The 13420-nt window shown below is 51.1% G+C and carries 13 protein-coding genes and 1 pseudogene; 12 read left to right on the top strand and 2 right to left on the bottom strand.

Features of this window, described 5'->3' with window-relative positions:
• The first annotated feature begins 216 nt into the window (after window positions 1-216).
• From LLG46_12070 to LLG46_12115, 10 genes are all read left to right on the top strand, one after another.
• Window positions 217-1392 (top strand): AAA family ATPase, encoded by a 1176-nt coding sequence (locus LLG46_12070; GenBank protein MCE5324036.1) that lies wholly within the window; start codon window positions 217-219, stop codon window positions 1390-1392.
• Between the two features lie 167 nt (window positions 1393-1559).
• Entirely contained in the window at window positions 1560-2090 is a 531-nt protein-coding gene (locus LLG46_12075; protein MCE5324037.1) for a prepilin peptidase, read from the top strand.
• 27 nt (window positions 2091-2117) lie between these two features.
• Entirely contained in the window at window positions 2118-2297 is a 180-nt protein-coding gene (locus tag LLG46_12080; GenBank protein ID MCE5324038.1) for a Flp family type IVb pilin, read from the top strand.
• A gap of 83 nt (window positions 2298-2380) precedes the next feature.
• Window positions 2381-2872, top strand: coding sequence for a pilus assembly protein (locus tag LLG46_12085; protein MCE5324039.1), 492 nt, complete (start codon window positions 2381-2383; stop codon window positions 2870-2872).
• Window positions 2869-4101, top strand: a complete 1233-nt coding sequence (locus LLG46_12090; protein ID MCE5324040.1) for a Tad domain-containing protein — start codon at window positions 2869-2871, stop codon at window positions 4099-4101. Before LLG46_12085 ends, LLG46_12090 begins: the two co-directional genes overlap by 4 nt.
• Before the next feature lie 28 nt (window positions 4102-4129).
• Entirely contained in the window at window positions 4130-5065 is a 936-nt protein-coding gene (gene cpaB, locus LLG46_12095; protein ID MCE5324041.1) for a Flp pilus assembly protein CpaB, read from the top strand.
• The gene (locus LLG46_12100) at window positions 5055-6746 is read left to right on the top strand and encodes a pilus assembly protein N-terminal domain-containing protein (protein ID MCE5324042.1); all 1692 of its coding nucleotides are present in this window, start codon (window positions 5055-5057) and stop codon (window positions 6744-6746) included. The genes cpaB and LLG46_12100 overlap by 11 nt, the downstream gene beginning before the upstream one ends.
• A gap of 71 nt (window positions 6747-6817) precedes the next feature.
• Window positions 6818-8092 (top strand): CpaF family protein, encoded by a 1275-nt coding sequence (locus LLG46_12105; protein MCE5324043.1) that lies wholly within the window; start codon window positions 6818-6820, stop codon window positions 8090-8092.
• 40 nt (window positions 8093-8132) lie between these two features.
• Window positions 8133-9131 carry a type II secretion system F family protein gene (locus tag LLG46_12110; protein ID MCE5324044.1) on the top strand — a complete coding sequence of 333 codons (999 nt, stop codon included), beginning with the start codon at window positions 8133-8135 and terminating at the stop codon, window positions 9129-9131.
• A gap of 8 nt (window positions 9132-9139) precedes the next feature.
• The gene (locus tag LLG46_12115; protein ID MCE5324045.1) at window positions 9140-10057 is read left to right on the top strand and encodes a type II secretion system F family protein; all 918 of its coding nucleotides are present in this window, start codon (window positions 9140-9142) and stop codon (window positions 10055-10057) included.
• 17 nt (window positions 10058-10074) lie between these two features.
• On the opposite strand, the gene LLG46_12120 is transcribed toward LLG46_12115, so the two are convergent.
• Together LLG46_12120 and LLG46_12125 are read right to left on the bottom strand one after the other, a co-directional pair.
• Window positions 10075-10623 (bottom strand): outer membrane beta-barrel protein, encoded by a 549-nt coding sequence (locus LLG46_12120; GenBank protein ID MCE5324046.1) that lies wholly within the window; start codon window positions 10621-10623, stop codon window positions 10075-10077.
• 147 nt (window positions 10624-10770) lie between these two features.
• Window positions 10771-10935, bottom strand: a pseudogene (locus tag LLG46_12125) (magnesium chelatase).
• Between the two features lie 143 nt (window positions 10936-11078).
• Between LLG46_12125 and istA the strand changes: the two are divergent.
• Together istA and istB are read left to right on the top strand one after the other, a co-directional pair.
• Window positions 11079-12608, top strand: coding sequence for an IS21 family transposase (gene istA / locus LLG46_12130; GenBank protein MCE5324047.1), 1530 nt, complete (start codon window positions 11079-11081; stop codon window positions 12606-12608).
• Window positions 12602-13384: an IS21-like element helper ATPase IstB gene (istB, locus tag LLG46_12135; protein MCE5324048.1), complete on the top strand. Its 783-nt coding sequence runs from the start codon at window positions 12602-12604 to the stop codon at window positions 13382-13384. The genes istA and istB overlap by 7 nt, the downstream gene beginning before the upstream one ends.
• Window positions 13385-13420 lie beyond the last annotated feature (36 nt).

The following is a 13420-nucleotide window of genomic DNA, read 5'->3' on the forward strand; positions in this document are numbered from 1 at the left end:
CACTAGCCCAAGATGCTGGAGTTCGAGAGATTACTCACATATATCTGCGTCGATTTTCTTGATTGTAACCCACATGTGGCGTGCACTTGCATTTCGTTAGTAAACGTTGTATTGCCGCTGTGAAAGAAGTGACTTGACGCCGAATATCGGTTTGCCCTCATACTCTGTGTTTTTGGGTAAAAGCAGTATTATTCGCACAGAGAAGGACTATGCCACATGAATGATTCGGTTTCGGTATTGGTGCACTCCTGCGATTCTGAGTTCGGGCGCCTCATACAGGATGTGCTTCAAAGCAGCGATGTTATAGAGAATGTTACGCATGCTACTGAACCATTTGAAGCAGTGCAGTTGGCAGCGTCACTCTTGCCGGCGGTGGTAATAATTTGCGAATCCTCAATGATGCCATGGCAAGAAGTCTGCAGCTATATCGGGCTGGTGTGTCCGCAAAGCCGCATCATTCTTATTGTTGAGCATATAGATCAGGACAAGATTGACAAGGCTATGCTGCTGGGTGTACGACAGGTGCTTGCTTGCTCACAAGACCCGAATAGTCTCGTTTCAATTATTGAACAGCTGCAAGAGTTGGATGCAGTCAAGAACTCTATGGACTATCTCAAAGCAACAGATCCGAAAAAATGGGCACGCCTGATTGCGGTGAGTGGAGCCAAAGGTGGCATAGGTAAAACCACTATTACGATCAACCTCGGCGTTGCTCTTGCACAAGATAATCCGGGCAGTGTTGTTATCTGGGACGCGTATTCCCAGTTTGGGGATGTCGCCAGCCTGATGGGAGTTACGCCTGCTAGAGTTCTTACCGACCTCACTGAAGTCATCGGCGAAATAGACGATGACCTCATCCTGGATCAGATCGTTCACCACAGCTCCGGTGCAGACATCCTGCTGACCGCGGATAAACCGGTGCCTGCGGGCACGATCACCGACAGTCTGCAGGAACATGTAATAAAAGCCTTACGCACGAAATATCGCTTCATTGTGGTCGATACACCATCGGCTATTCAATCGGAAACCATTAAGATCTTCTCGAAATGTTGGCGCTTCCTGATGATTACAACTCTTAAGGAAATAACCGGTGCGACCGACACATTCAAATTTCTTCATCTTATAGCCCCCCAATACGTGCAAGAAAACGCGGTGTTGATCGTAGCAAATCGCGTCGGACGCGGTGATAAGGTCAAACGGAATGATTTGGAGGCTCTGCTGGAAAAAGATATTTTCCTGAGTATCCCCGAAGACGCTGAAATTACGCAGGCGAACAACTTCGGACATTCCGTTATCGAAGACAACCCCAGGTGCCCGTCCGCAAGAGCTATCCAGGACTTGGCGAAACACCTCACAGAGACTGCTTCAACGTTCGGAGATCGGAAAAAATAGCGCTTCCGGACCTCGACAATACAATCTACATCCGAGTCAATTGTCCGCACTGTTTGTCATTATATCACCTGCACAAATATTGCTATAGATGTGACAATGGTGACTTCGTACGGGTACAATTATAATGGAGTGCAGAGTGCAAAAATGTGGCCGGGAGAGTCAATGACATGAATTATTATGAACTGACGCGGATAGGCATACTGGTTGTTGTGCTGAGCGTCTCGGTCTATACGGATGTTACACGGGGCAAGATTCTCAACAAGCTCGTATTGCCCACGATTGCCATCGCTATGATCATTTGGGGTATCGGAGACGGATGGCAGGGAGTGTTGTCGGCGTTGGGCGGACTGGCAGTTGGATCAATCGTTCTTGCTCTGGTTGTGATTACGAGATGGATGACCCCCGGAGATGCAAAACTGGTTTTGGCGGTGGGAGCCTTGATGGGAGCTGAATTCGTTGGCTTGACGATGCTTTTCGGAGCGGTGGCCGGAGGCATTATGGCTTTGATTATTATGGCGAGAAGACGGATTGTCACGCAGTGGGCACGCGGCACTGTGGCAGCCTGGGCGGCTCATTTGCCTGCCGCATCTTTCTGGACTCAGAGGGCAGGATATATGCCTTATTCAATCGCGATTGCGGCAGGATGCATTCTGGCGGGAATTTACTCTTTTGCAATCCTTGGGACAATCGGTCAATGAACCGCCCCAAGAGAGGAGGAATCTACGATGAAGAAGCTGATAGATACAGCCAAGTGGCTGTATGAAGATGAGGAAGGCGCGACAATGGTTGAATATGCCCTCTTGCTGGCATTGATCGCCGTAGTCGCAATTGCAGTCATTGAAGCCCTTGGCTTGCGGGTCAAAGAGACCTACAGCACTGCTGAGCAAGCTATGGGCGGCCATTAACAGCTAGACTTAGTGGTTGGGGTCGGAGGTCGATTTGTACTTTCGGCCCCAACGGACTCACGTAGATGAATGCTATTCACTTCATGGTACAAAATCAACGTAGACGAGGAGCAGCGTTGGTCGAACTTGCTATCGCTCTGCCGCTTTTGCTTTTTATAATCCTTGGCATCATTGAGTTTGGAGTGATGTTCGGCAATTATCTCGAACTCGGCAATGTTGCACGAGAGGGCGCTCGCAGCGCCGCTCTGGGAAGTAATACGTCTATTGTGACGAGTAGAATTTATACGACGGCAACCAATGTAGGCATGGTCTCAGCGAACGATATTACATCTACGTTGGAATATCGCGTTTATGACAAAAACACCCACGTATGGACGGGCTGGTCGACGCTCACAAATGACAGAAGTGGCTACAACTCTGCCCCATGCGACGAAGACTACGATAGTCAAGTCCGCGTCACGGTGAGCTACAAATATCCGCTTGTCACGGGTGGTTTCTTTGGAACAATAATTGGCAATGACGGCAAAATTAACCTGACTGCTTCATCAGTTATGCGCAGGGAGGAGACACCATGAACAAAGCTAATCCCAGCCGAAACCGTGTGAGAAGGCAAAGTGGATCGCTACTGGTCTTTACTGCCATAATGTTGGTCGTAATACTTGGGATGGTGGCTCTTGCATTCGATATAGGCCGGTTGATGATCGCAAAACAGAGAGCGCAGAATGTATGCGATGCGGCAGTACTGGCTGGGGCGTACTACCTGACCGGTTATCCGGCGTCTACTCGCGTTGACAGTTCGAGCGGAACAGCTACCGGCTCCGACGGTTCTGCGGCAGTTGCGGCAAAGGATGCCGCTGCTGCCAATAACGCCGTTTCTCCCAGTTGGAAGACTATGACCGTTGACGGCACTGCAGTGGGAGTCACTGTAACTTTTCCGCCATATCCGGCTTCGTCTGGAACCGTGGTTGCAGACGACGGAACCCAGATATCCATAAAACTCGGCCAGGCTATCAGAGCACAAGCAATAATCAAGGTGCCGGCTACGTTTGCCCGCATATTCGGCTTCACAAGCACCGATGTTTATGCACAAGCTACGGCAATTGTCGCTGTTCAGAGCGAATCACCGACACCGGTTACAGTTACCGCCACTGCGTTTCCTTGGGCTGTTACTGACACAACCATATGGAATGCCGACACTGACCCTCCATCGCTTCGCATCGGTATGGGTGACCAATTCACACTCAAGATAACCAACCCGGGTGATCCAGGAGACGTAATCGGTAGTGGTAACTTTCTGGCGGTAGCCTATGGAAATGATCGAGGTGCTAGTGCATACAAAAACAGAATTGTGAGCACGACCCCGGTGACATTCACACTGGACCAAGAGATCGATTTGTATACCGAAACAGGAAACATGAGCGGGCCGACTGAACAAGGCCTTGAAGAACGGCTTTCAGACGATATATATCCGTACCCCTCCGCCAATGATTCTGCATGGAACAGCTGGCTCAACTCGTATGACCCATCTACAGGAATACGCGCGGATACAAGACGAATAGGCGTGGTCCCCATTGTCAAAGACCCGGGCGGAAATATCCATGGCCGCAAATCGTTGGAACTGATCGGATTTGCCGGAGTCTTTGTGGAAGGGTTTGAAAATGTTACTGTTGGGGATAATACCTACTACAGACTGATCGGTCGCTTTACTAATGGAGTCTATACGGCGGATGGAATCGTCTGGCTTGACCCTTCAGTGAACCCGCCATATTCGAGCACGATTACGTCGGTCAGACTCCTCAATTAACGGACACATCCGATTTTACGTGAATCATATGAAATCCGGCTATGCTCGCACAACAATTCTGGTCGCGGCAGCCATTATGGCCATAGGAGCCATTGTGTTGGGGTATCTGTATTTCTCAGGGCAATCTAAACAGATGGCTGTAGTTATAGTCGCGGCCGAGGATATATCGGCAAATACGGTCATATCATCGGGTATGATTCGTGTCGTATCCATTCAAGAGGATGCCAAGCGGCCCGATGCGGCGACAGACCTTGCCGGAGTGGTGCAGAAAGTTGCCATTGCGCCGGTCAAAAAGGGTGAACAGATCGTATTGACAAACCTTGTGGACAAAGGTACCGCATTCGGGCTTGCGGCGATAATACCACCCGGCACCAGAGCGATGACTATAACCGTCGATGCCACAGATACCGTATCCGAATTTTTGCAGCCGGGCAACCATGTCGACATAATTGCGACCCTCACTGATGGATCGAACAGTGTTGCACGGCTTATTTTGCAAGATGTCGTGCTCCTGGCGGTCGACTCCAACATCCAATCTGCAGCGCAGCGCGCTCAAAAACAACCACTACCAGCGGAATCCACAAGAGTGAATGCGGCAAGAGTTACAATTGCCGTCACTCCATCACAGGCGGAGATGCTGGTCGCGGCTCAGCAGAGAGGTAAACTCAAGGTTGTCCTCAGAGGCGTCAGCGATTCCTCCCGGTTTGCTACCAAAGGCACCAGCACAAACAGGATATTTGGGATCAAAGAGGCACAACACCAGACAGCGAAATCCGTTCAGCCTGCCAAACGTGTCAGTGGTACACAAAAGAAAACGCTCAGAAAGTCAACGGTTGTCCGCCCTATGTCCGTGCCGACTCGCCCCGGCCAGGTTGCAGAGTGTCCGCCGGGACTGGCACTGAAAAAAAATACCATTACGGTGATCAAGGGGAATCAGGTGGAGGAGGTCGAGGTTGATAACTAGTGCTTCGATAACTCGAATTTGCAGGCGCGGTTGTCTCGAACTGTTCCTCATCCTGACAGTCATCGCAACATTTCATGCCCCGTCATTTGCCGGAGACAAAAAACTCAACGTTGCGGTGGGCTCTTCAATTATCGTCGGGGGACAAGGTGTAGACAAAGTCGCCGTCAGCAACCCCGCTGTGCTCAATGTCCAGCCGGTCTCCATACGTGAAATCCTGCTCACCGGTGCTTCCGTCGGCAGCACACAGGTCTTTTTATGGGACAGGCTGGGACGCCATGAATACAACGTTGTTGTGACCGCCGGCAAGAGTGCGCAGGCCTTTGTGCAATCCGTCACCGACGCGCTCGACAACCCATCGGTAACGGTCGAGGCAGCAGGAGACAAACTGCTGCTTATGGGGGAGGTGGCATCGGCTGAAGAACGAACCCGCTGCGAAAAACTTGCAGGTACATACTATCCAAATGTGGAGAACCTGCTGACAGTGAAGCCCGGCTGTCCTGCGGATGTGCTCGATGCGATAAAGAAAGTGCTTGAACCATGGAAAGTCGAAGCAACACCTTCTGCGGACGGCAAGGTAATCATAAGCGGATGCGTATGCGATTCGTCGACTGTGGCTGCCATACACAATGTTCTGGAACCATGGAGTAAACAAGCGGATTTTGTGTTTGCGTTGAAAACAACATTGTCGCCGCAGCAGGAAAATTTGCAGAGCCTGATTACGACATTCAGCGCCTGGAACATAAATGGAACACTTTTGCCCGATGGCCGCATACTCCTTGAAGGCACGGTGCCGGACAAAGATGCGCTTGCCGAATATGAATCGGTCCTGCAGAAATGGCCCAAGGAAGTTGAAATTGTTTCGAGAGTGACGATTTTGGACAGCTCTCAGATCAAACAGGTGCTCATTCGAGCCAGAGTGGTCGAAATTACACGCGAAAACCTCAAGGATATCGGTGTTGACTGGTCGCGAATAGTGCTAAATGAAGACGGCACGTATTCGGCGGAAGATCAGCCGTTTATCATCGGACAGTCGACCAGCCCGAACCCGATATTCGGAGGACCTCCGCTGCGCCAGCTTGATCGAATTGGAGCGCGTGTGTGGGCTCTTGTTAAAAAAAACAAAGCACAACTACTGTCCCAGCCGAGCCTGATTACAACCAGCGGTCACCCGGCCAATATATTGATCGGTGGAGAAATTCCTGTGCCTGTTCCTCAGTCGGGTACGGGTGGGGGAGCCGTGGTAACCATTCAATACAAGCCATTCGGAATAAGTCTGGACGTATTGCCGACTGTCGGTCCAGATGACGAGATTACTATGCTGGTGAGACCGGAAGTCAGCGCGCTGGATTACACTAATGCAGTGGAGCTGAGCGGCACCATAGTTCCTGCGTTTCGCACAAGGCGAGCTGAAAGCACCGTTCATGTGGCTTCGGGAGAATCTATCGCCATCGGCGGACTATATTCTAAGAACGATGTCAAGAATACAAAAGGGCTGCCCTTGCTCCAAGACATACCCGTGCTGGGAAACTTCTTCAAAAAAACCAGCACTCAAAAAAGTGACTCGGAACTTCTGATAATCGTGACCCCGGAGATCGTGCAGCCGCCCGCATGCGACGATGCAATAAAAGATGTAGGACCAACACCGGAATCGCTGCCGTTGTCAAAAACACCGCTCGAATAGAACGCACAAGCTGCGTTAGTGGGTAAGACAAAGTGGAATTTGACGGTTGAATTATACGGCGGTGTACGAACGTGGGAACTCTCGAAGACCATGCACGTGAACGTATATTTGCGATAGAAGAGTCGGTTCACAGAGAGGTGGTCGAAAGCCTCAAGACCAAACCCGACAAAATAAATGCCGAGGCGCTTGCTCCCATTGTGGAAGAAGTGTTGAACGCATACCTTGCCCGGACTTCGGTCATAATGACGAGCCAGACAAGACGCGAGATCGTTGCGGATGTGATGGACGAGGTTCTGGGCTATGGACCGATCCAGAAACTCCTGGACGATGACGGAATCACGGAAATTATGGTCAACGGACCGCGCAATATCTATGTCGAACGCAGAGGCAAGATTGAAAAGTCCGACAAGCAGTTCCGAAACGATGGACATGTGCTCAGGATAATCGAGAAGATAGTGGCGCCGCTGGGACGCAGGATAGACGAATCCAGCCCAATGGTCGATGCACGACTCCCAGATGGATCGCGCGTAAATGCGATCATTCCTCCACTTTCGCTCAGTGGACCGCTGATCACAATCCGCAAATTCTCACGAACTCCATATACCAGCGAAGATTTGCTGAAAATGGGCACGCTCAGTGAAGATATGCTTGAGTTCCTGGAGTGCTGTGTGAAGGCCAGACTAAATATACTTGTGTCCGGCGGGACAGGAAGCGGCAAAACGACTACCCTGAATGTACTATCTGCCTTGATCCCGACAGACGAGCGCATAATCACTATCGAGGACGCGGCTGAACTGCAGCTCCAGCAGGACCATGTCATCACGCTGGAAAGCAGGCCGCCCAATCTGGAGGGGAAAGGTGAAATAACTATAAGACAACTTGTGCGAAATGCATTGAGAATGCGCCCGAACAGAATTGTGGTTGGAGAAGTCAGAGGCGGTGAGTCATTGGATATGCTGCAGGCAATGAATACGGGACATGACGGTTCACTGACTACAGCTCATACAAACAGTCCCAGAGACGCAATCTCCAGACTGGAGACTATGGTACTAATGGCGGGTGCGGATCTTCCTGTGAGGGCAATTCGGGAACAAATCGCTTCGGCTATCAACATAATCGTCCATCAAAACAGGTTCAGAGACGGCACTCGCAAGATAACCCACATTACGGAAATACAGGGGTTGGAGCACGAACAAGTTATACTGGAGGACATCTTTTTGTTCAAACAAGAAGGCATTGCCGATAACGGAACGGTGTTGGGCAGGCATGTCTTTTCGGGGCTCAGACCAAAATGCATGGAGAGATTCAAGCAGTACGGCATTGAGTATACCTTGCCCGCAGCCTGAATCCAGCCATTGTAATGATGAGCATTAGTGTGTAGTGTTGGTGGCACAAGACATAATTTCAGGTAACCAGGATATGTCCATTCTTCAGATTGTTGTAATTGCTTTTATGGCCTGTGCAGCGATATTCTTGATCTATGCGATAATCAAGACATATGGCCGGGGCGAACAGTCGGTGCAGCAGCGGTTCAGGCAAGTTCGGGCAACAATGCTTGGAGCACCCTCAGAGCAGCCCATTACCACAAGCAGAGAACGCGAACTGTTTCCGACACTCAGCCGATTGATGAGCGGCACTGAGTATACAAAAAGGCTTCTAAATGATATCGCAAGGGCTGACTGGCACCTGAAGCCCAGTGAATTTGTTGGGATATCTCTGGCGGCAATGGGCGTCGGCGCTGTTTTATTCACTCTGATAACTCATAACCTGCTGTTGGGCATTGTTATAGGACTGATTTGTTATTATATCCCCAAAGTTTTACTTAAATCGGCAACTGCCCGAAGGAAAGCAGCTCTGGAGTCGCAGATAAACGACATGATCATGCTTGTCTCGTCGGCATTGCGCACTGGTTATAGTTTCCTGAAGGCCCTGCAGGTCGTCTCAAAGGAAATGGCACCACCGATTTCAGGCGTATGCAAAGGTATTGTTGAGGAGTGCCAGCTTGGTGTCCCGCTCGAAGACGCAATGGTCAGAACCTCGCAGCAGACCGGCAGCTATGATATGGATTTGATCGCCACAGCGGTGATAATACAGACTCAGGTTGGTGGAAGTCTGGCGGAAATATTGGATTCCATAGGCGAGACGATCAGAGAACGCATCCAGATTCAATCAGAGGTCTCGGCTTTGACTGCCGAGGGACGAATTACCGGCATTGTGCTGGTGCTTTTGAGCCCTATTCTTGCATTAGCCTTGTCTGTCATTAACCCCGGATATATGACTGAATTGATCCGCGATCCATTAGGCATAAAGCTGATAATCGGAGCAGTCGTTCTGCAGATAATCGGGTATTTTACCATTAGGAAGATGTCGACGCTGGATATATAGGAGCGTATATGGAAACGTTGGTTGCTGTGCTCGTTTTTGCGCTGGTCGCGATTATCCTGTTGGCTGTCGGCCTGACGATGAAGACTGAACGCCAGATCATGCTTGATCGTCTGAGACAATACGGACGATCAAGCACCTCTGATGCAGCAATGCTCAGTGATAATCTTATGCTGCCGTTCTGGGAACGGGTGGTTCGTCCGATGCTCACCGCACTCGGCGAAATCGGCGCCGGCATGCGGTTGGAAAATGCTGCGCACAGGCTGAATGCGGCGGGAAACCCTCATGCAATCTCACCTAAAGAGTTTGTTGCGATAAAAAGAGTGTGCAGTGTGGTTGGACTTGCTTTGGGCATTGTACTGACTAGAATCGGGTCGATGAGCATCCTCTCAACAGTGGCAGCAGCATTACTGGGACTGGCTTTGGGTGCGTATGTTCCAGAAAAATGGGTGACTTCCAAGATCGCAGAGAGGAAAAATGACATTCTGAAAGCGCTGCCCAATACAATAGATCTCCTGAGTGTGAGTATCGAAGCAGGATTGGGTCTTGATGGCGCAATTGCGCGTATTGCCGAAAAAACCAAGGGTCCACTATCAGAAGAGTTCTCTCTCGCACTAAAAGAGATGCAAGTGGGAATGTCGAAAATGGACGCGTTGAGAAATATGGCGACCAGAGCACAAGTGCCTGAGCTGAGCAATTTTGTGGCGGCGGTGTATCAGGCGGAAGAACTCGGAGCAAGTCTGACAGACGTAATTCGTATTCAAGGACAAGTAATACGCAGCAGAAGACGGATGAGAGCAAGAGAAGCAGCCGCCCGGTTGCCGGTCACTATGCTATTTCCATTGGTCTTCTTTATATTTCCGTCGATTTTTATCGTGGTGCTCGCCCCAGGCATGATAAGGATGATGCACTCGGCATTCTTCAAGTAGACAACAACGATTGACCGCTAGAAACGCAGCCCAAACCTAACATCGGCGTTGCCCCAATTGAAGTCGAGAAACTCCCCGAAGCTGTTGTAACCTGCCTCAATAAACCAACTCCTTGCGAAGTTGGCTCCTCCGAATACACTCCATTCCAATGTGGCTCTGCTTTTATCTATGTTTGCGCCTGCAGGTGAATCAACCGAATTGATGAGCGCTAAGCCTATTCCGATTCCTCCATAAAGACCTTCTTTTTCACAAGTCGCCCCGGCCCCGGCACGCCATTTTAGTCCTATCAGCACTCGGTTGAGACTGAATGACGCTGATGCCCGGTTCTGGCTGAAACGCTTGTAATCTACCGCGACTGAGATATCGCCGCCCATGGAATTCTCATCATCCGGACCCAAAAAACTGTAATCAAAACCGACACCCCAGGCATCGCCCGCCAAGTCCCGTGTGTCCGAGAACCCGGGTATCGAGTAGCTTCCGGCCAGTCTCCAGTGCTTTTGCAGCTCGGCCGAGCAAGCCGACGGGATGAATACTATCATCAGATATATTATTAAAATTTTCTGCAAGATAGTCTCCTTAAAGCCTCGGGTGACTGTGTGAAAGGCCGCATTGTTCTGGGAGTAGATACCCTGCGTGGTTGCTGCATAAACTGAGGGAATATAGCTGTTGTCGGCAAAACCATATTTTGCCGACTAGAATGCTCGCATCATAGCTCAGTTCCAATACTTCCTATCCAAACTCCTATACTGCACAGCCTCAGCAATATGTTCGACCCGGATGTCATCGGAGCAGGCAAGGTCGGCTATGGTGCGAGAGAGTTTGAGGATGCGATCGTATGCGCGGGCTGAAAGGTGAAGCTGTTCTATAGCTTGCTTGAGTGTCATTAGCCGCGCTAGACTATACCAGTGGTAGCCGGCATAAGTAGACCACCCACCGCCGCCATGACTATACCACTCTGAGGTTCATGCCGTTGCCATCGACCGCCTTTCCGACGGACACTTGTTGCGTTGGGAGGGCAGTAATGGAGAGACTCAGAGTGCAGATCGTATTGGATATTATCTACCGGCTAAAATCCGGTCAATCTCAGCGCGCTATAGTCCGTGATTTGGGCTATGCTCGGGATACGGTGTGCCGTTATGCAAGGTGGTCAGAACAGATGGGATACCTGGAGCCGTCAGCCACTTTGCCAAAGCTGGAAGACCTACAGGTCGGGCTGCCGGTTCCATATCGCAAGAGCAATATATCAACAGTGGAGCCATACCGCGAGGTGGTAAAGGCACTTATCGAGCAGGGTGTGGAAATGGTGGCGATACACAACAGGCTGAAAAAGAATTATGGCTACACCGGCAGCTACACATCAGTGCGGCGGTTTGTGGCGAACCTGCTGCCCAAGGAGAATATAGCCTTTGTGCGGATCGAGACTCCGCCGGGCCAGGAAGCCCAGGTGGATTTCGGCTCCGCGGGCAAGATGCGAGACCGCAAGACTGGTAAGCTGCGCCAGGCATATTGTTTTGTGATGACATTGTCGTCTTCGCGCCACCAATATGTGGAGTTCGTATTTGACCAAAAGATGGCTACTTGGATCGGCTGCCATAGACGCGCATTTGAATCGTTTGGTGGAGCGCCCAAGGAAGTAGTGGTCGATAATCTCAAGGCGGCAATGATAAAGGCAAGTCTGGACGATCCAATCCTCTCGGAGCCTTATCGCAAGATGGCGATCCACTACGGATTCCTGGTGCATCCGTGCCGGGTGAGGACTCCAGAGCATAAGGGCAAGGTGGAGAATGGAGTCCACTACGTGCAGCGCAATTTCCTTGCCGGAACTGAGTTCATTGACATCGACGAGGCAAATCGGGAAGTGATGCGCTGGGTAAGCGAAGTAGCGGGGCTGCGCACGCACGGGACGACCCGTGAGCAGCCGCTGTGCAGATTTCTTGAAATGGAAGCTCCTGCACTCTTGCCTCTTCCGAGTGAGCCTTTCGAGCTTGTCGAGGTGCGTCAGGCAAAGGTCCATCGGGACTGTCATATTGAAGTTGCCGGAGCTTATTACTCAGCGCCATTCAAATACGTCGGCGCTAGGCTGGAAGTATATCTCTTTGAGCGGGTCGTGCAGATTTACAATGGTCTGGAACTTGTCGTCACGCATGAAAGAGCGTCGCGCAGGGGCCAGCGTGTGACACGTCTGGAAGATTATCCGCTGGAAAAGTCGATATACCTTTCCCGTCCCCGCGACTACTGCCGTCGTAGAGCATATGCAATCGGTCCGAAATGTGGAGAGGCCGTATCGACATTGCTGGATAGCAGGCCGCTGGACAACCTGCGGGCAGTGCAGGGAATCATCTCTCTCGCCGAAAAGTATGGCGACAGACGTCTGGAAGCGGCGTGCGAGCGCGCCCTCCATTACGGCGATCCACGCTACAGGCGCATTCGAGATATCCTGAAAGCCGGGCTGGATATGCAGTCGCTTGAAGAAAACACGCAGCACAGCTTCAAGCTCTTTGAGTTCGCTCGCAACGCAAGTGACTTTTTCGGGGAGGTGGAAAGATGCTGAGCCATCCTCTTTTACCCAAGCTGAAAGAGTTGCGTCTGTCGGGAATGGTCGATACCCTGGAGGAAAGGGCCGAACTTGCCCGCGAGCAGAAGCTTTCTCCCGTCGAGTTCCTGGCGCTTTTGATTGACGATGAAATCGAACGCCGCCGCCAAAAGAAGCAGTCCAAAATGGAACGGATGGCAGGCTTTGAAAGCTTGAAGTTGCTTTCGGGCTTTGACTTTGCCGCTGCTCCAACCCTAGATCGGGCGCTGGTGCTGGAGATGGCAACATGCAGCTTCATCACCAGACATGAAAACTGGCTCATATGTGGCCCGACCGGCGTCGGCAAAAGCCATCTGGCAACAGCTATCGGCTACGAAGCAATAAAGCGCGACCTCAAAGTGCTCTCGTTCTCAACACACAAGCTCCTGGGCGATCTGTTTGCGGCCAGGGCGGACGGTTCATATGCCAGAGTTATGCACAAACTCACGTCGGCGGACCTTGTAATCCTGGACGATTTCGGTCTGCGCCCAATAAACGCACAGGGAGCCGAAGACCTCTACGAGATAATCCACTGCAGATATGAACGTGGGAGCAACTTACTGACATCCAATCGTTCACCATCCGAGTGGCCGGAACTCTTCGGTGATTCGCTCTTGGCTTCGGCGGCACTAGACAGGCTGACCCACCATGCGCGGGTTACCATAATTACCGGGGACAGCTATCGTCAGAGGCAGCGAAGAAAGGAGGTGACCAAGCCGAAACAAAACCAACAGCAGGAGATAACTTCAGAATAATCATGCTGACTTTTCGGCACCGACCATGCGAATCTC

It is taken from the genome of bacterium, assembly GCA_021371935.1.
Taxonomy (GTDB): Bacteria; Armatimonadota; UBA5829; order UBA5829; family UBA5829; genus UBA5829.

Bases quoted from the DNA above. Each gene is read 5' to 3' on its own strand.
- LLG46_12085 (MCE5324039.1), top strand. From the start codon at position 2,381: ATGGTACAAAATCAACGTAGACGAGGAGCAGCGTTGGTCGAACTTGCT.
- LLG46_12070 (MCE5324036.1), top strand. From the start codon at position 217: ATGAATGATTCGGTTTCGGTATTGGTGCACTCCTGCGATTCTGAGTTC.
- istA (MCE5324047.1), top strand. From the start codon at position 11,079: ATGGAGAGACTCAGAGTGCAGATCGTATTGGATATTATCTACCGGCTA.
- LLG46_12075 (MCE5324037.1), top strand. From the start codon at position 1,560: ATGAATTATTATGAACTGACGCGGATAGGCATACTGGTTGTTGTGCTG.
- istB (MCE5324048.1), top strand. From the start codon at position 12,602: ATGCTGAGCCATCCTCTTTTACCCAAGCTGAAAGAGTTGCGTCTGTCG.
- cpaB (MCE5324041.1), top strand. From the start codon at position 4,130: ATGAAATCCGGCTATGCTCGCACAACAATTCTGGTCGCGGCAGCCATT.
- LLG46_12080 (MCE5324038.1), top strand. From the start codon at position 2,118: ATGAAGAAGCTGATAGATACAGCCAAGTGGCTGTATGAAGATGAGGAA.
- LLG46_12090 (MCE5324040.1), top strand. From the start codon at position 2,869: ATGAACAAAGCTAATCCCAGCCGAAACCGTGTGAGAAGGCAAAGTGGA.
- LLG46_12115 (MCE5324045.1), top strand. From the start codon at position 9,140: ATGGAAACGTTGGTTGCTGTGCTCGTTTTTGCGCTGGTCGCGATTATC.